Genomic DNA, 17,661 nt, shown 5'->3' on the forward strand with positions numbered 1-17,661 from the left:
TTACTCGCCTGCCGCCGCCGCGCCCGGCCGCGGCGCCGGCTCCTCGGTGGCAAGCCTGAGGTGCGGCACGGCGCTCACCGCCGGTTGCGGCCGCGGAAACAGCTTCGCCAAGACATCGTCCTTGAGCCCGAACGCCTGGACGCGGCCCTGGCTCATGGCGAGGATGAAATCGACCGTGCCGAGCGCGCTTGGCCGGTGTGCCACGAGCACGACGATGCCGCCACGTTGCCGCACCGACACAATAGCCTGAAACAGCGCCTGTTCGCCTTCGGCGTCGAGGTTGGAATTCGGTTCGTCGAGCACCACCATGAACGGATCGCGATAGAGCGCGCGGGCCAGCGCGATGCGCTGGCGCTGACCGGCCGAGACGGCCTCGCCAAGTTCGCCGATCTGCGTCTCGTAGCCATCGCGGAAACCGACGATGAGATCATGCGCGCCGGCTGCCCTGGCGGCTGCGATCACCAATGCGGGATCGGCGTCGGGTTCGAAACGCGCGATGTTCTCGGCGATCGAGCCGGCGAACAACTCGACGTCCTGCGGCAGATAACCGATGAAATGGCCGCGGTCTTCCGGCGACCACTGATCGAGGTCGGCGCCGTCGAGCCGGATCCTGCCGGCGGCCGACGGCCAGGCTCCGACAAGCGCCCTGACCAGCGTCGACTTGCCCGAACCGCTCTGACCGATAATGCCGACGGCGTGTCCCGCTTCCAGTGCGAAGCTGGCGTCCTGCACCAGCAGCCGCTGCACGCCGGGCGCGGCGACGCTGACGTTCTGCATGAAGACGTGGCGGCTCGGCGCGGGCATGACCATCGGCTCGGCATCGGCGGGCAATGCGGCAAGAATCTTGGTCAGCCGCTGCCAGCCCTGCCGCGCGGTCAGGAAACCTTTCCAGTTGGCGATGACCAGATCGACGGGCGCCAGCGCCCGCCCGCTCAGGATCGATGCCGTGATGATGATGCCCGCGGTCGCCTGCTGTTCGATGACCAGCCAGGCGCCGATGCCGAGCATGGCCGATTGCAGGAGCATGCGTAGCACCTTGGACACGGCGCCGAAGCCGCCGGCGATATCGCTGACGCTGCGCTGCTCGGCGAGATAGTCGCGGTTGGCCTCTTCCCATCGCTTCGCCATCCTGCCGCCCATGCCGAGAGCCGCGATGACTTCCGCGTTGCGGTTGCCGGTCGTGGTCAGGCCGTTGCGGATGATGCCGGTCTGGGTGCCTGATGTGACCGGCTTGCGCGTCAGCCGCTCGGCATGGACGGTCAACAGGACGAGCACGATCGCTCCGACCAGGGCGGTTACGCCGAGGAGCACGTGGAACATGAAGATGATGGCTAGATAGAGCGGCAGCCACGGCAGGTCGAACAGCGCGGTCGGGCCGGTGCCCGACAGGAAGGTCCGCACGCTGTCGAGATCGCGCACCGGCTGCATGCTGTCGCCATTGCGCCCGACCTTGAGCGGCAGCTTGAGGACGCTGGAATAGACGCGGGCGCCGAGCGCTTCGTCGAGGGCTCCCCCGATGCGCACCAGGATGCGGCCGCGGATGAAATCGAGCACGCCTTGTCCGGCGTAGAGGATGGCTACGAGCAGGCTGAGGCCGATCAGCGTCGGCACGCTGCGGCTCGGCAGCACGCGATCGTAGACCTCGAGCATATAGATCGAACTGGACAACATCAGGACGTTGAGGACGCCGCTGAACAGTGCGATGGCGATGAAGGCCGAGCGGCAGGATTTGATTGCCGCCGAGAGTTCCGATCCCTGCTGCCGAGGATTGGGCTGCCGGGCACCGGGCCCGGCAGCCTTTCGCGCCGTCGCCGCGACGCCGGGGGCTGCGCCAGGAGCGGTTTCAGCGCGAAAAGGATTGCGTCCCCGAAACAGCAGAAGAGCGCCAAACATCGCGAACGCCAGGCAGAACAGCCAGACGCCTGGCGATGTCGTCAACATGCCACCGAGTGCAGGAAAAAGGGCGCAGGCTATCAAAACCAGACCCAAGGACCTGACCCTGGCCTGCGCCGAATTGAAGATCGTGGAGCCCCTTTCCATGCCAATCCATGCGGGCGGCGCTGCGGCAAGGCACCCGGCCGACGGCCGGAAACCAGCCTCAGGCGATGCCCGTCAGGCCCCCCACTTGATGCAGCGTGAGCCAGAATTGGTCGAGCGTGTTGGGATGCTCGTCGACGATGTTGGTTCCATCGAACCAGGCGACATGACCGCCCGGCCCGGACGTCACCAGTTGCCCCTGGTTGAACCACATCAGCGCGTTCTTGAGGCCCTCGCCATCGGCCTCCTTGCCGCCGTTCCAGTCGGTGATGCCGGAGCTCGGATCGGTGACGTCGACATAGCTTGTCCAGGCAGCCGACGAAGTCTTCACCGCCGCACCCGTAAGCGCCGTGTGAGCCCCATTCTCATCAACGACCCCGTCATTGTTGGTATCGACATTCACGCCGACAGTTGACCACGCTCCTTGCTTGGTCAGCCACATCACCGCCTCGTCGATCAGGTCGTTGGGCTGACCGACATGGTTGTCGATGTTGAGCTGGGTGGCGATCGCCTGTTGCAACATGATGACGCGTGCGTCACCGCCGGTCGAACTCGATTCGATGGACTTGGCCAGAGCGTTCGAAATCAGGAGATCGTGCGCATCGTTGGCAATGCCGTCGCCGTTGCTGTCGCCGAGCAGCAAATAGCCGTCCGTACGCGGATTGACGTCGAGGCCGGACAGAACATGGCTGGCGACGGCGCTCTTGGTGGGATTGCCCTCATTGCCGGCAATATTGTCCCATGCATCCGCGTGGCTGCCCCAGAAGCCCTGCGTCAGCGCCTTGTTCGAGAAGCCTTCATAGTCGCTGCTGTCGGTGGCGAGCGGCGTACGCGAATGCAAGGCCGTGTCGACGAAGGCATCGGTGGTGGCCGTTGCGTTGTTGACGTAGTTGCCCAGCTGCGCGACGCCGGTCGCCTGGTAGTGCCAGGTCTCGTTTGTATCGAGCAGGCCGTTCTGGTTGATGTCGCCGCTGTTGAAGCCGCCGCTGAGGATAGCGGTTGGATGGAAATCATCGCCGGTGCCGGCGGTGCCGTTGTCGTCGGTCACGACCACATGGGCGAGCGCGACATTGCCGTCGTTCTTGACATCGTAGGTCCAGGTCACCGGCTGGCCCTGGAAGATGTTGAGGCCATGGTCGACGCCGTTGGTCTTCTTGTCGAGCGTGATGTGCGGATCGGCGCCGGTATAGCCGGAGTCGTCGGTGGCCGTGGCGGTGCGTGTGTGGTTGGCATCGTCGGTGAAGGAGCCGGAGGCGGTACCGGTGTTGCTGTAAGGGCCAGCCACGGAGGTACCGGTTGCCGAGAACTTCCAGATCTCGCCGGCGTCGAGCATGTTGTTGTCGTTGCTGTCGCCGATATTGGTGACATGGCCGTTGCCAAGCACCGCGACCGGCGTCACGCCGCCGTCGCTGTCGGTGACGGAGATACCCGACAGCGCGACGTTGCCGATATTGGTCACCGTGTATTCCCACGAGATCGGCTCGTTGGTCAGGATCGTCAGAGTGTCGCCCTTGACCCCGTCGTCGACCGTCACCTTGTCGATCTTGATCTCGGGATCGGCGCCGAAATAGCTGGAGCCGTCGCTGTCTGTTACGGTGACCGCCCCGGCCGAGCCGGTCACCGTCCCGGTATTGGCGTAGTCGCCGATGACGGCCTTGTCGATGCTGGTGCCGATGAAGCTCCAGTGCTCGGTGGTGTCGAGCTTGCCGTCCTGGTTGGTGTCGCCGACGTTGAAACCGCCGCTGAGAACCGCCGTCACGACCACGTCATTGTGGTCGTCGGTGACGACGATGTTCGACAATGCGACATTGCCGGTGTTGCTGACCGTGTATTGCCAGGTGATCGTGTCCCCGGAGAGAACCTGCAGATCGTCGCCGATCGCCGAGCCGTCGACCGTTACCTTGTCGATGCCGATTCCAGGCGCATCAGTGCCGGTGCCGAGCGTCGTAAGCGTGCGCCATTCCTCGAAGCCCCCATTGGCCCCTGAGAAGCTCGAAAACAGCGTCACATAGGAGTCGGGAGAGACACCGGCCGCCGTGAAGTCGCTGACCGGCACGAGCACCCGGTAGTCGTCCGTTCCCGAGCCATGATTGGAGTCAATCAAATACTGGGGGTCGTTCAGGTCAAGATGAAAGACGGTGGTGAATCCCGCAAAGTCCGCATCGTAGTCGGCAAGCGTAGCTCCGGCGTTTGAAATGTAGATGTCCAGGCCGGTCAGCGTGATGTTGCCGTTTGTCTCATTGTTGCTTTCATTGAGGTCGAGCCGGAATTCGATATAGTCGACGCCGTCGACATTGATCGACTGCATGTTGCCGTATTGCAGGTCGTGGGTGAAGGACGCCTTGTTGTCGACGACGTTGCCGTTCTGGTCGGTGTTGAAGCCCTCCTCGATACCTGTCGCCTGCAGCCTCAGGAAGGAATCGTAACTGCCGGTGCCCGACCCTACCGTCGTTGCCTCGAGAAGGACGCCACTGCCAATATCGATCGCCATGCTACTTCCTCCACATTGTTGTGCGGTCGGCGGTCGGGCCGCCCCCATCTATTCCGGCCTGATCGCAGCGCCGGCGCGCAGCGTCCGAGGGACGCGGCCGGGCAGGCGAGCAATCGTTCGTGACAAAATCGACGACTTTGAAAGGAGAAAGGTTCGGCGGGGAGACTGCCTCCCATTCGCCGGACACAGCTATTGCCGTATGACGGAGCTGGCCCGCCGTCGGACTGACCGTTATCCCCACACCCAAAGCCCCAACCCCGACAATCCTAGCGATTGCCTGGACGTTAATAATTCCCAAACCATATTGCGCAGGTTGCAATGCGTCCGTCTATATAACCCCGGTTATAGGCAGGAAAGTCGATTTCAGTTCTGAAAAAGTGCTTTTGCAGACAATAATAATTGCGTTGCTTTGGCTTAGTTATTTCACGAACCGGAGATTCACGGTCGGATCTACAAAAATTTCGTGATGGCTCCGATGAATCATCCAAGATGAAGACCAGCATCGGCACATCGGCGTGGCATCTGCTTTCAGTCCGCCGCCACGCATTTTGCACGGCGCGCCGCTTGAGGATTAACTAAGCAGTTGCTAATGTTTTGCGCAACCGCGCTGCTTCTGTCAGCATGGCCTCACGCTTCGCAGGATGAGGGCCGGGTCGCGATGTTCGCTTCCGGCACGACGAAGTCGCTGATGTGTCACAAAGACACGCAAGGGGAGAAGACGCCATGACCGAGCACGGGCGCCGGCGGCCACCGGAAGCCATCGATGGCCGCACCGCGCCATGGAACCCTGGCCGAGAAGTTCGGCAGCCAGCGAACTGAACATGGTCACGGTTTTCGTCGCCGACGACCACCCGCTGCTGTTGCACGGCCTGATCGACATGATTGCCCGCGATCCGGATTTCGCGGTGGTCGGTTCGGCGCGGGACGGCGCGGCCGCCCTGACGGCCATCCAGCGCGACGTGCCTGATGTCGCGGTGCTCGACATCAGCATGCCGGGACTGAACGGCCTCGATGTCGCCGCCGAAATCGGCCGGCAAGGGCTCGCGACGTCTTGCGTGCTTTTGACGGTCGGCGCCTCCCAGGCCCAACTTTACGACGCTGTCGCGGCAGGCGTTGCCGGCATTGTGTTCAAGGAGGCCGCGGTCGACGCCCTGCTCAAATGCCTGCACCGGGTTGCCGCCGGAGGCCGGTGGCTGCCCGCCGAGATTGTCAGCGAGGCCGTCCAGAACGAGGCGTCGCGCAGGACGAAATGGCGGAGCCTCTCGCAGAGGCTGACGAGCCGCGAAATCGAGATCGCGCGGCAAGTTCTCGCCGAAAAGCCGACCGGGCAGATCGCCTTCGACGTCGGCATCTCGAAAGGTACGCTGAAAATTCATATGAACAACATTTACCGCAAATTGCAGGTCTCCTCGCGGACTGAGCTCTCGCAACTCGCCGCCGGCCAGATCGGACCGAGTGTCGCGCATGCGGCGAATGGCGGCGCCGCGACGGTCGTGAAGGCACTGGCGGCGCCTGATGCCGGCGGAGGCCAGGCGCGCCCTGCGGCCCGGCAAACGCCAGCTCGGCGCCGGGAGTCCAACAAGGGATAGCCGTCAGGCTGGCGATCACATGTCACGCCAAAGTGGCAACCCTGCGGGACGGACGGAACAGCCCGTCTCCATGAAGCCGCTTAGGGCTCCACCTTCGCCAGCCGCGGCCCGGTCTTGACGTCGACGATCTCGGGCTTGGCGGCATCGACCGCGCCGTCCCAGCCGCCGCCGAGCGCCTTGTTGAGAGCAATGTAATTGGTCGCCAAAAGGACGCGGCTTTGCAGCAGCGAATCCTCGGCCGAGTAGAGCGAGCGCTGGGCGTCGAGCACGTCGAGAAGGCTGGTCTCGCCCGCCATGTAGAGCGTGCCTTCCAGCCGCGCCGCATCGCCGTAGGATTTCGCCGACGCGGCAAGCTTGCCGATGCGGATGCGCTCCTGCGCCATCAGCACCAGCGCGTTCTCGACATCCTCGAGCGCGGTCAGCACCGAAGACCGGTAGGCGATGAAATACTGGTCGCGCTGCGCGCGGGCGACGTCGGCGGCCGCCTGCAACTGGCCGGCGTTGAACAGCGGCACGCTGAGCGTCGGCCCGAAGGACCAGCCGATGGACGAATTCTTGCCGAGGTCGCCGAGATTGAGGGCGGCCGTGCTGATGTTTCCCGTCAGGCTGACCGAGGGATAGCGCGCCGCCTCGGCCTGGCCGACCTTGGCGGTGTATTGCGCGTATTGCCGCTCGGCCATCAGCACATCCGGGCGCGACAGCAGGATGTCGGCCGGAATCCCGGTCGGCATCGGCAAGCGTGGCGCCGGGATCGGCTTGCCGCGCTTCAGCCGCTCGTTGAGTGCCGCCGGTGGCCGACCCGTCAGCACCGAAAGGCGATGCACCGCTTCGGCATAGCTTGCTTCCAGCGTCGGCACAGCGGCCTCGGTGCTGGCCGCTTGGCCCATCGCCTTGGCGACATCGGCCGCCGTCGCCGACCCCGCCTGCGCCATGGTGCGGGTGAGTTCGGCGGTCTGCCGCTGCGACACGGCCGAACGCCGGGCGAGCGCGATGCGCGCCTGGTAGCCGCGCGCCTGGGTGTAATAGGACGCGACATCGCCGACCAGGGTCAGAAGGGTCGAGCGCAATTCCTGCTCGGACGCATCCACCCCAAAGCGCGCGGCCTCGACACCCCTGCGGTTGGCGCCGAACAGGTCGAGTTCCCAGCTGGCGTCGAAGCCGGCCTGGTATTCCGCGTAGATGGAATTGGCGCCCGATGTCGTCTCGGCCGACTTGTTGCGCGTGATCGAGCCGGATCCATCCACCGACGGCAGCAATGTGCCGGCGCTCTGGCGGTAGCTGGCGCGCGCCTCGCGGATCTTGGCCTTCGCGGTCGCGACATCGAGATTGCCGGCGACCGCTTCCTCGACAAGCATGTTGAGCTGCGGGTCGCGCAGGCGTTGCCACCATTGCGAAAGCCGCGCCGGCTGGGCGGACTTGGTCGGCTTCTGGCCGCTCCAGTTTGCCGGCATCGGCAGGATGGGCGTCCGATAGTCCGGACCGACGACGCATCCCGCGAGCAAGGCCGCACCGAGAATAGGCGCAAGGAGCCGCCTCGCGGCCACCGAGCCACGTTCAAGACCTGTCATGTGAGAACCCCTTATTGCTGGTTGGCCGTCACCGGCGTTTCGCCCGTATCCTGCCCGGGATCTGGTTTAGCCACCCTGCCCTTGAAGATGCGCCGCACCGTGACGAACAGCAGCGGCACCAGGAACACGCCGATCACCGTCGCCGCGATCATGCCGCCCATCACGCCGATGCCGACGGAGTTCTGCGCGCCTGAGCCGGCGCCGGTGGCGATCGCCAGCGGCGTGACGCCGAGGATGAAGGCCAGCGACGTCATCAGGATCGGCCGCAATCGCTGTCGCGCCGCCTCCAGCGTCGCCTCCACCAGCCCCATGCCGGCCGTCTGCCGCTCGATGGCGAACTCGACGATCAGGATGGCGTTCTTGGCGGCCAGCCCGGTCGTGGTCAAAAGCCCGACCTTGAAATAGACGTCGTTGGTCTGGCCGAACAGGCTTGCCGCGAGCAGCGCGCCGAAGATGCCGATCGGCACCGACAGCATGACCGCGAACGGGATCGACCAGCTCTCATAGAGCGCGGCCAGGCACAGGAACACGACCAGCGCCGAAATCGCGTAGAGCGACATCGCCTGGTTGCCCGAAAGCCGCTCCTGATGCGACAGCCCGGTCCATTCATGCGAATAGCCGGCCGGCAATTGCGCGACGAGTTTGTCGATCTCGTCCATCGCCGCGCCCGAGCTGACACCGGCCGCCGCCGCGCCCTGGATTTCGACCGCCGCCGAGCCATTGTAGCGCTCGAGCCTTGGCGAACCGAATGTCCAGTGGCTGGAGGCAAAGGCCGAGAACGGCACCATGGCGCCGCTGGCATTGCGGACCTGCCATTTGTCGAGGTCCTCCGGCTGCATGCGGAAATTCGCGTCCGACTGCATGTAGACCGGCTTCACCCGTCCGCGATCGATGAAGTCGTTGACGTAGTCGCTGCCCCAGGCGCTGGACAGCGTGTTGTTGATGTCGGCGAGGCTGACGCCCAGCGCGCTGGCCTTTTCCTGGTCGATGTCGACCGAGAACTGCGGCTGGTCCTCCTGTCCGTTGGGGCGCGTGTTGGCGAGCAGCTTGCTTTGCGCGGCAAGACCCAGAAGCTGGTTGCGCGTCTGGATCAGCGCGTCATGGCCGGCGCCATTGACGTCCTGCAGGTAGAAGTCGAAGCCGTTGGTGTTGCCGAAACCCTGGATTGCGGGGGGCGCCAGAGCGAAGACCTGCGCATCCCTGATCTTGGAGAACGCGCCCATGGCGCGGCCAGCGATGGCTTGCGCGGCCATTGCGGGCGACTTGCGCTGGCTGAAATCCTTCAGCCGCACGAAGCCGATGCCGACATTCTGCCCGGCACCGCCGAAGCCGAAGCCCGACGCGGTGAAGACCCCGTCGACAGCGTCCTTTTCGTCGTTGAGATAGTGGTCGGTGACCTGCTTCAGCACGTGCTCGGTGCGGTCCTGCGTGGCACCGACCGGCAATTGCACGCTGGTGATCAGGATGCCCTGGTCCTCTTCCGGCAGGAACGAGCTCGGCAGCCGGGCAAACATCCAGCCCATGGCGACGACGATGGCCAGGAACACGACGAGGAAGCGTTTTCCCCGGTTGATGATGCCGTGCGAGCCGTCGCGATAGGCCGTCGTGCCGCGATCGAACATCCGGTTGAACCAGCCGAACGGACCCGTCTGCGTGGCATGGTCCTTCGGCCGCCGCAGGATGGTGGCGCACAGCGCCGGCGTCAGCACCAGCGCCACCAGCACGGACAGCACCATGGCCGAGACGATGGTCACCGAGAACTGCCGGTAGATGATGCCGGTCGAGCCGCCGAAGAAGGCCATCGGCACGAACACCGCCGACAGCACGGTGGCGATGCCGATCAGCGCGCCGGTGATCTCGTTCATCGATTTTCGCGTCGCCTCTTTCGGCGGCAGCCCCTCCTCCGCCATGACGCGCTCGACATTCTCGACCACGACGATGGCGTCGTCGACGAGCAGGCCGATGGCGAGCACCATGGCGAACATGGTCAGCGTGTTGACCGAATAGCCGAACAGCGACAGCACGCCGAACGTGCCGAGCAGCACCACCGGCACGGCGATGGTCGGGATGATCGTCGCCCGCAAATTCTGCAGGAAGATGAACATCACCAGGAACACCAGCACGATCGCCTCGGCCAGCGTCTTGACCACCTCCTCGATCGACAGCCGCACGAAGGGCGAGGTGTCGTAGGGGTAGACGACTTCGACCCCTTGCGGGAAGGTCGAGCTCAGCCGGTTGATCGTCGAGCGCACCGCTTCGGCGGTGCTGATGGCGTTGGCGCCGGTCGCCAGGTTGACGGCGACGCCGGCCGCCGGCTTGCCGTTGTAGTTGGCTTGCGTCGTATAGCTCTCGGCGCCGAGTTCGACGGTGGCGACGTCGTTGAGGCGGACCAGCGAACCGTCGGTCTGGCTCTTGAGGATGATGTTGCGGAACTGTTCGGCGGTCTGCAGCCGGCTCTTGGCGGTCACCGTGGCGTTGAGCTGCTGGCCCTTGCGCGCCGGCAGGCCGCCGAGCTGGCCGGCCGAAACCTGCGTGTTCTGCGCCTCGATGGCGCTCGCCACGTCATTCGGCATCAGCGCGTATTTGGCGAGCTTGTCCGGGTCGAGCCAGATGCGCATGGCATAGCCCGAGCCGAAGAGCTGCGTCGAACCGACACCCTCGACGCGCTTCAGCGTGTCGTTGACGGTGGCATCGACATAGTCGGCGAGATCGGTGGAGTTCATCTTGCCGTCGCTGGAGACGAAGCCGATGACCATCAGGAAGCCGGTCGAGGACTTTGAAACCGTGATGCCGTTGCTCTGCACCACCTGCGGCAGTTGCGACTGCACCAGTTGCAGCTTGTTCTGCGTCTGCACCTGGGCGGTGTCGGGATCGGCCGTGCTGGTGAAGGTCAGCGTGATCGAGGCCGAACCGGTCGAGGTCGACGTCGCCGTCATGTAGTCGAGATTGTCGATGCCGGTCATGCCTTGCTCGATGACCTTGGTCACCGAATTCTCGACCGTCTGCGCGTCGGCGCCGGGATAGGTGGCGCTGATGTTGACCGTGGTCGGCGCGATCTGCGGATATTGCGAGATCGGCAGCGTGGTGAGCGCGAGCAGGCCGCCCAGCATGATCACGATGGCGATCACCCAGGCGAAGATCGGCCGGTTGATGAAAAATGCTGACATCGTCTCAGTTCCCGGTCGAGGCGGCGGGTTGCTGGCCGGTGCTGGCCATCTTGGATGGGGCCGGCAAGGCCGATGTCTGACCACGGTCCTTGATCTCGCCGGTCGCCTCGTCGATCGTCACTTCGACGCCGGTCGCGTCGCCGCCGGGGCGCACGAGCTGCAGTCCTTCGACGATGACGCGGTCGCCATCGCCGACACCGCTATCGACCAGCCAGTTGTTGCCGACGGTGTTGCGCACGGCGAGCACCCGCGTCTCGACCTTGCCCTGCGCATTGATGACCATGGCCGTCGCCTCGCCCTTTGTGTTGCGGGTGACGCCGCGCTGCGGCACCAGGAAGCTGTTCTGGGCGACCCCCTCCTCGACCAGCGCCCGCACATACATGCCGGGCAGAAGCAGGCGGTCGGGATTGGGAAACTCCGCTCTCAAGGCGAATGTGCCGGTGGTCTGGTCGACATTTGCGCCGGAGAATTCCAGCTTGCCGGTCTGCGCGTAGATGGTGCCGTTCTCGAGCTTCAGCTTGACGCTGACATTGGGGCCGCTGAACTTCAGCCGTCCCTCCGAGATCGCCTGGCGCAGGTTGAGCAGATTGGTGCTCGACTGCGTGACGTCGACATTGATCGGGTCGAGCGAACGGATCGTGGTCAGCACCGTCTCCTGGTTGGCGGTGACCAGCGCGCCCGGCGTCAGCGTCGACTTGTCGATGCGGCCGGCGATCGGCGCGGTGATCGAGGTGCGGTCGAGGCTGATGCGCGCGGTTTCCGCGCTGGCCTTGGCGGAAGCCACATCCGCCTGCGCCTGTGCAAGCGTGGCGGCGGCATCGTCATAATCCTGTTTGGAAACAACGTTCTGCTTCAAGAGGCCGGCATATCTGTCGAACTTGGCTTGCGCGGTGGGCACCGCCGCCGCCGCCTTCTGCTGCGCGGCGATCGCGCTGTCATAGGCCGCCTTGTAGCTCGCCGGGTCGATGAGGTAGAGCGGCTGTCCAGCCGCCACCTCGCTGCCTTCCTTGAACAGGCGCCGCTGGATGATGCCGTCGACCTGCGGTCGCACCTCGGCGATCAGCGACGCCGCCGTGCGCCCCGGCAGTTCGGCCGTTATCGCCACCGATTGCGGATGCAGCGTGACGACGCCGACTTCGGGCTTGCTGACACCGCCCATGCCCGCGGGAGCCTTGCCGCCCTCCTGTGAGCAGGCCGCCAGGAGAAGGGCCGTGGCAAGCGCCGTCCAGGGCGCGAACCGGCGAACCGGCGAAAAGGACTGGCTGGACTGGATAGACATGGGTTGAATGATCTTTCGCTGGAGGAGCGGTTACCGCCTGGGCATCGGATCGCCCAATGGGGGCGAGGCCGAATGCCGGCGGTCGGAGGCGAGGACGGTCGATGTCGTAACGAGGGGCCGCGCGCATCCAAGGGCGGCGTCGAGGGGTGCTTCGAAGCGGCTCATGTCGCGCTCCTGCTTCGCGACTGGCGCGCACTCGAGGATCGAGTGGCTGGCCGCGATGCCCCCGCGTCATTATGCCGATCAGCGCCGACATGCCAGGCGCCTTGCCAGGTCTGACGCGATCTTGCGATCATGATTGCCGTGGCCATTGGCATGCTGCGAGACTGGCAGCGACAGGCGCGAGGCGGCGAAGGCCAGCCGGATGGCGCCCTTCAGCGTGTCGGCCGGCAGCGCCGCATGGCCGGCGCGCCCGGGCAGCGCCGCATGGCTGGCGCGCCCGGGATGGCCGAGCGAAAATTTCGGGCTGGCCGATGCGATCAGCCGCAGCAGCATCAGGGCGTCCCACATTGTCGTGCCTTCAGTCTCATGGGGAGAACCCGGGACGGCGCGATCCGCCGGCCCGGGAAGGAAACCGGCCGGCCCGGGAACGGGTTGGGTACCGGGGCCGGCCGGCGCAGCCGGTCAGGTTATCAGCCATTCCCGGGCTGGGGTGGCGGCATCACCAGGCCATCATTGGGCGGGCCTGCCGGACTGGCTGCATCATCCGGCGGGCCGCCCCAGGGACCGGGGGGTGGTCCGTGCGGGCGTTCCGCCGAAGCGAGGATCTCGAGCTGTTCCGGCGTGAGCTTGGCGCGCAGCTCGGCTATTGCGCCCTTCAGCTTCGCGGCCGAGGCCGCGCGCGCCGTGACGTCGTCGGCCAGCCTTTCCTGGAAGGCGAAGGGATCGGGCTTGCCGACAGACCCCGCATCGGGGCCTTTCGCCTGCGGCCCGCCATCTGGCCCGCCGGTACCGCCCGGACCGCGATCAGGCCGCGGCGGCGACAGCACCGCCTGCAGCGCGCTGGTGTAGTCGCGCCAGGCGTCGAGCTGTTCGCTGCGGATGCCGACGCGGGTTTCGAGCGCGGCCAGCCGGGCGGCCAGCATGAATTCCGGCGGCGGCCCCATGCGGCGGGGGCCAAAACCTTCCGGGCCGAAACCGTGTGGGCCAAAACCCTGTGGACCCCATCCTTGCGGCGGATGCCGAATTGGGCCGTGATCTGGTCCATCCTGCATTGCCATGACCGGCGGCTCGCCGGGCGCCGCGCCCGGACCGGGCTGCGCCGCCAGCGCGGGGTGGATGGCGGCGGCGGAAAACAGGCCGAGCGCAAGAAGTCTGCTTCGCATGACGGTGTTCCTTTCATCCATGCTTTGGACGCCGGGAGGATAGGAAGCGTGTTTGTCTGCTTCGCGTCGGCGTGTTGCCGAAGGTTTCCGCAAAAGGGCAATTTGTTTCCCAATGTTTCCCGCCCCGGGCCAGAAACATTGCGTTGCAATTTTCCATGCCGCTTGCGCGCCGCTCTCCCTATAATCGGCGCCAAGCAAAGGGCACGGCAATGCAGTCACAACCCCACATCCTCGTCGTCGACGACGACCGCGAAATCCGCACGCTGCTCGGGCGCTATCTCGACGGTCAGGGGTTTCGCGTCTCGGTGGCGGCCGACCGGCGCGAATGCGAGCAGAAGCTGGCCTCGGGCCAGTTCGACCTGATCGTGCTCGACGTCATGCTGCCGGATGGTTCCGGGCTCGACATCTGCCGCGCCTTGCGCGACCGCAAGCCGCATATCCCCGTTATCCTGCTGACGGCGCTGAAGGAGGATGTCGACCGCATCATCGGGCTGGAGCTCGGTGCCGACGACTATCTCGGCAAGCCGTTCAACCCGCGCGAGCTCACCGCCCGCATCCGCGCCGTGCTGAGACGCTCGACGCCGGAGGAAGCGGCACCCGCGCCGCCGCCCCGCGCCTACCGCTTCGCCAGCTACAGGCTGGAGCCGGACACGCGCAAGGTGACGGATGCGCAAGGTGCGGCCGTCGACCTCACCGGCGCCGAATTCGACCTGTTGCAGGTGTTCCTCGACCGCCCTGGCCGGCTCTTGTCGCGCGACCAGCTGCTTGATCTCACGCAAGGCCGCGAGCGCGACCCGCTCGAACGCTCGGTCGACGTGCTGATGAGCCGGCTGCGCCGCAAGTTCGCCGACACCGGCGACGGCCCGCTGTTCAAGACCGTGCGCAATGGCGGCTACCAGCTCACCGCGCGCGTCGAGACGGTGGAGGCGCAGGCGTGAACTCGCTGCGCCGCCGCCTCATCCTGTTGCTGGTTGCCTCGATCGTCGGCGTCGTCGGCCTGGCGACCGCCGCCGTCATCAGCGTGCGCGGCGGCGGGCCGCCGCCGGAACTCGTCGTGCCCTGGGTTGCCCAGCAGATGGAGCTCGTGGTGCGGCTGCTGCCGGGACCCATACCCGACGTGCTGCGGGTGCAATTCAGCGACCGGCCGGCCAATGGCAAGGTGGACCGGCAGGAGACGGCAATGCTCAATGATCTGCTGCACCGTCGCGGCTTCGACGCCCTGGCCGTCATCAGCGACAAACCGGATGAACCCGGCCAGCGAGCCTCCATGCGCCTGCCAGACAGCCGTTGGGCGGTCCTGGAAATTGCCCATATCGATCCGCCCAAACGCGAATGGCTGGTGCTAGCCGGCTGGATTTCGCTGATCGTCGCCGGCGCTACCGCCGTCTCCGTCTATTTCACCGCGGTGCTGATCCGGCCGCTCGAAATGCTGGAGGCCACTGTCTCCAAGATCGGTAGCGACGGCGTGCTGGCGCCGGTGCCGGAGGTGGGCTCGGCCGAGGTCAAGGCGACGGCGCACGCGCTGAACCAGCTCTCGTCGCGACTCAAGACCGCCATGGAAAGCCGCATGCGGCTGGTGGCCGCCGCCGGCCATGACCTGCGCACGCCGATGACGCGCATGCGGCTGCGCGCCGAATTCCTCGACGAAGAGCGCGACAAGTGGCTGCACGACCTCGACGAGCTCGACCGCATCGCCGACAGCGCCATCCGCCTGGTGCGCGAGGAGGTCAACCAGGATGCCGTCGAGCCGCTGGATCTGGAAAAGATGGTGCGCGACATATCGGCCGAGATGGCCACGCTCGGCCATTCCGTCTCCATCGGCCATCTCGACAAGGTTTCGGTGCGCGCCGGCGCGCTCGGCCTGCGCCGCGCGCTGCGCAACCTGATCGTCAACGCCGCCACCCACGGCAAGGCCTGCACGGTCGCGCTCGACCTCGCCGACAGGCGCGCCGTGCTCTCCATATCGGATGTCGGCCCGGGCATTCCGCCCGACCTCATCAACAAGGCCTTCGAGCCCTTCTTCCGCGTCGACCCCGGCCGCCAGCAATTCATTCCCGGCGCCGGCCTCGGCCTCGCCATCGCCAAGGAAATCATCGAGCGCTACGGCGGCACCGTGACGCTGGAGAACCGCCAAGGCGGCGGGCTGGCGCAGACGGTGGTGTTCGCGGCGGTGTAATTGCGCGATGCCGCAAGGTGGAAAGCGGCCCAAAGCCTGGATGCTGCCAAGCAATGGGGCCGCGGCCGCGCCTGCGAGGCGCGCTACGACGTGGCGCGCAGAGTCCTGCGGATGGGCCGCCTGCCCGTGGCACGGGCTTTCTTGGCCACCACGGTGGCGATCTCGACCACCTCGCCCTCACGCGATCGGGCGTTGGTGGCCTTGTGGAGCCGCTCGTAGGGCAGCAATTCCTTGATCCGGGCATTGAGCGACGCGATTTCGGCCCGCAGATCCTCGCATTCCTGCCGCTGGACGTCTCGTTGTATGTCCTCCGATGCCTGCTGCAGCGCAAGCTGCGAAAGATTGGCGTTGGCTTTCGAGAGGTTCAGCTTGTCGGTTTCGTTCTCATTGGCGAGCGCGGACAATCTTTCCTTGGCGATCATCTTTTCGGCCACTGCGTCGTCCAGCTCGGTCTTGAGCCTGGCGATCTCGGCGGCAGCCGCGCTGTTCTCGTTCGAGGCCCGCTCCAGCCGCGTTTCCAGGTCTTGTATCTCGGAACGCAATCCGCGCATTTCCGTCTGGCCGCGAGCCCGTTCGGCTTCCCAGTCGCCTTCCATCATGCTGGCCGATTCGGTCTTTTCCGCCAGCTTCGCCTGTGTGGCCTCGAGCGACTTCTGCAGCCGCATCTCCTCTTTCTCGCTCCTTGCGAGCGCGGCCAGCAGTTCGGCGAGCCGCGCCGCTTCGCTGGCGTGGATCGTCGAAAGCTCGTCCAGCCTGTGACGCGCCTGGGTCTCCCGCTTCAACACCTTGTCGAGCTCGGCCGACAGGGTGACGTGTTTTTCCCGCAGCATCTTGCTCTCGCGCAAGCGCCTGTTGGCCTCGACCGTCCTGGCCGTCAGCCGGTTGGCGATGTCGCCGAATTCCGCGTCGCGCTTGGCGCTGGCATTGGCCGCCTCGGCAAGTTCGAGCCTTACAGCTGCAAGCGTTGCGCGAAGCGTCTCCCGGTCCTGGACCAGGCTGGTCTCGCGCTGCTGCAGCAATTCGCACGCGCCGTCACGCTCGCGCAGCTTCGCCGCCGTGTCGTGCAGCTTTTCCGACAGCGCTCTCTGCTCCGCGATCAGGCCGGCATTCGCGAGCTCCAGCTCATTGGCACGAAGAATGTCGGTGTGCAGGATGTTGAGGAATTCGCGCGTCAGATGGTGCGAGGTCGAGATTTCCGACAATTTGCCGTTGATCTCATCCAGATAGTCCCTGGCGTCGTGGAACATCCCTTCGAAGGCATTCAACGCCGCCAGCCGGGTCTGGGCATGGGGCGTCAGTCGCGGCGTGGTTTCGGCGGTGTCGGCGCTGCCCGTCCCATCCGGAACGTCCGCGGCATCCGCAGGCGCCGCGTCGGCCTGGGGTGGCGAGGCATCGGCGGCTGACGCGGCATCGGGGACATCATCGCCCGTTGGCGTCTGGTAGTCGCTGTCGAGGCTGGCATCCAGGGCGTCCGCCAGATCGTCCTGCAACTCCTGGAGTGCGTTATCTACGTCTTCAGCACGCTTGATCAGGTTCTTGAAGTTCATGGCGAACTCCCCTACGCATACTCAATCGCATATTTAACAAATTGCTAATATATATCCTTACTCCCGCTTGTTCCGCAGGGGAAGCCCCTGTTAGCGAACGTGAACTAAGCACATTGGCGATCTGGATGCCGAGCAACCCTGCCCACTTCGGTGGAGGGCTGGTCGGTTGGAGCGGCGCCGACGCCGCCGGACCGGAATTCCTCGCAGCCATGAAATGAGGGGGCCGAAGGACGGGCGAGCCCCGTGGCTCGCCCCGGCAAGGCGGCTCGGGCGGAGCCCGAGACGGAGTGGCATTGAAATGATCAGAGGGAACCCGCCAGCGCCGCGCTCCCCATCTCCGACCGCTTCGCGGCCACCTTGTATCTACACGAGAGAGATTTCGTGGGATTGAAGCGATTGAGCCAAGGTCCGGGCGGCCGCCCGGACCTTGGCTTGGCGAAGTCGCCCGTACCACCTGAGGTTACAGCCGCGGGAGAGCTTGG

Annotated in this window: 11 protein-coding genes; 3 read left to right on the forward strand and 8 right to left on the reverse strand. The window is 65.5% G+C overall.

What is annotated here, in order from left to right; translation table 11 throughout:
• Together EN808_RS20945 and EN808_RS20950 are read right to left on the reverse strand one after the other, a co-directional pair.
• Positions 1–1,893: a type I secretion system permease/ATPase gene (locus tag EN808_RS20945; protein WP_135916792.1), complete on the reverse strand. Its 1,893-nt coding sequence runs from the start codon at positions 1,891–1,893 to the stop codon at positions 1–3.
• A 205-nt stretch (positions 1,894–2,098) separates the two neighbouring features.
• Complete coding sequence (locus EN808_RS20950; RefSeq protein ID WP_189524146.1) at positions 2,099–4,528, reverse strand: hypothetical protein; 2,430 nt, start codon at positions 4,526–4,528, stop codon at positions 2,099–2,101.
• Between the two features lie 821 nt (positions 4,529–5,349).
• Between EN808_RS20950 and EN808_RS20955 the strand changes: the two genes are divergently transcribed.
• Positions 5,350–6,117: a response regulator transcription factor gene (locus EN808_RS20955; protein WP_189524147.1), complete on the forward strand. Its 768-nt coding sequence runs from the start codon at positions 5,350–5,352 to the stop codon at positions 6,115–6,117.
• Positions 6,118–6,197: 80 nt separating this feature from the next.
• Here the strand turns inward: EN808_RS20955 and EN808_RS20960 are convergent, their stop codons facing one another.
• The 5 genes from EN808_RS20960 to EN808_RS20980 form a co-directional block, all read right to left on the reverse strand.
• On the reverse strand, positions 6,198–7,685 hold the full coding sequence (locus EN808_RS20960; protein WP_135916795.1) for an efflux transporter outer membrane subunit: 1,488 nt from the start codon (positions 7,683–7,685) through the stop codon (positions 6,198–6,200).
• A gap of 11 nt (positions 7,686–7,696) precedes the next feature.
• Positions 7,697–10,852, reverse strand: coding sequence for an efflux RND transporter permease subunit (locus EN808_RS20965; RefSeq protein WP_135916796.1), 3,156 nt, complete (start codon positions 10,850–10,852; stop codon positions 7,697–7,699).
• Between the two features lie 4 nt (positions 10,853–10,856).
• Positions 10,857–12,131 carry an efflux RND transporter periplasmic adaptor subunit gene (locus tag EN808_RS20970; RefSeq protein ID WP_135916797.1) on the reverse strand — a complete coding sequence of 425 codons (1,275 nt, stop codon included), beginning with the start codon at positions 12,129–12,131 and terminating at the stop codon, positions 10,857–10,859.
• A gap of 243 nt (positions 12,132–12,374) precedes the next feature.
• Entirely contained in the window at positions 12,375–12,641 is a 267-nt protein-coding gene (locus EN808_RS20975) for a hypothetical protein (RefSeq protein ID WP_135916798.1), read from the reverse strand.
• A gap of 122 nt (positions 12,642–12,763) precedes the next feature.
• Positions 12,764–13,456, reverse strand: coding sequence for a hypothetical protein (locus tag EN808_RS20980; RefSeq protein ID WP_127279935.1), 693 nt, complete (start codon positions 13,454–13,456; stop codon positions 12,764–12,766).
• A gap of 209 nt (positions 13,457–13,665) precedes the next feature.
• Between EN808_RS20980 and EN808_RS20985 the strand changes: the two genes are divergently transcribed.
• Both EN808_RS20985 and EN808_RS20990 read left to right on the forward strand, forming a co-directional pair.
• Positions 13,666–14,394 carry a response regulator transcription factor gene (locus EN808_RS20985; protein WP_127279936.1) on the forward strand — a complete coding sequence of 243 codons (729 nt, stop codon included), beginning with the start codon at positions 13,666–13,668 and terminating at the stop codon, positions 14,392–14,394.
• Positions 14,391–15,632: an ATP-binding protein gene (locus EN808_RS20990; RefSeq protein ID WP_127279937.1), complete on the forward strand. Its 1,242-nt coding sequence runs from the start codon at positions 14,391–14,393 to the stop codon at positions 15,630–15,632. The genes EN808_RS20985 and EN808_RS20990 overlap by 4 nt, the downstream gene beginning before the upstream one ends.
• Before the next feature lie 83 nt (positions 15,633–15,715).
• Here EN808_RS20990 and EN808_RS20995 read toward each other — a convergent pair whose 3' ends face one another.
• Positions 15,716–17,179, reverse strand: a complete 1,464-nt coding sequence (locus EN808_RS20995) for a hypothetical protein (RefSeq protein WP_135916799.1) — start codon at positions 17,177–17,179, stop codon at positions 15,716–15,718.
• Between the last annotated feature and the right edge of the window lie 482 nt (positions 17,180–17,661).

The sequence above is a fragment of the Mesorhizobium sp. M8A.F.Ca.ET.165.01.1.1 genome (assembly GCF_004792065.1).
In the GTDB taxonomy this organism is placed as follows: domain Bacteria; phylum Pseudomonadota; class Alphaproteobacteria; order Rhizobiales; family Rhizobiaceae; genus Mesorhizobium.

What these genes read in the sequence shown, in the direction of transcription:
- EN808_RS20995 (WP_135916799.1), bottom strand. Translation starts at nt 17,179, where the DNA reads ATGAACTTCAAGAACCTGATCAAGCGTGCTGAAGACGTAGATAACGCA.
- EN808_RS20965 (WP_135916796.1), bottom strand. Translation starts at nt 10,852, where the DNA reads ATGTCAGCATTTTTCATCAACCGGCCGATCTTCGCCTGGGTGATCGCC.
- EN808_RS20950 (WP_189524146.1), bottom strand. Translation starts at nt 4,528, where the DNA reads ATGGCGATCGATATTGGCAGTGGCGTCCTTCTCGAGGCAACGACGGTA.
- EN808_RS20975 (WP_135916798.1), bottom strand. Translation starts at nt 12,641, where the DNA reads ATGTGGGACGCCCTGATGCTGCTGCGGCTGATCGCATCGGCCAGCCCG.
- EN808_RS20980 (WP_127279935.1), bottom strand. Translation starts at nt 13,456, where the DNA reads ATGCGAAGCAGACTTCTTGCGCTCGGCCTGTTTTCCGCCGCCGCCATC.
- EN808_RS20970 (WP_135916797.1), bottom strand. Translation starts at nt 12,131, where the DNA reads ATGTCTATCCAGTCCAGCCAGTCCTTTTCGCCGGTTCGCCGGTTCGCG.
- EN808_RS20945 (WP_135916792.1), bottom strand. Translation starts at nt 1,893, where the DNA reads ATGTTTGGCGCTCTTCTGCTGTTTCGGGGACGCAATCCTTTTCGCGCT.
- EN808_RS20985 (WP_127279936.1), top strand. Translation starts at nt 13,666, where the DNA reads ATGCAGTCACAACCCCACATCCTCGTCGTCGACGACGACCGCGAAATC.
- EN808_RS20960 (WP_135916795.1), bottom strand. Translation starts at nt 7,685, where the DNA reads ATGACAGGTCTTGAACGTGGCTCGGTGGCCGCGAGGCGGCTCCTTGCG.
- EN808_RS20955 (WP_189524147.1), top strand. Translation starts at nt 5,350, where the DNA reads ATGGTCACGGTTTTCGTCGCCGACGACCACCCGCTGCTGTTGCACGGC.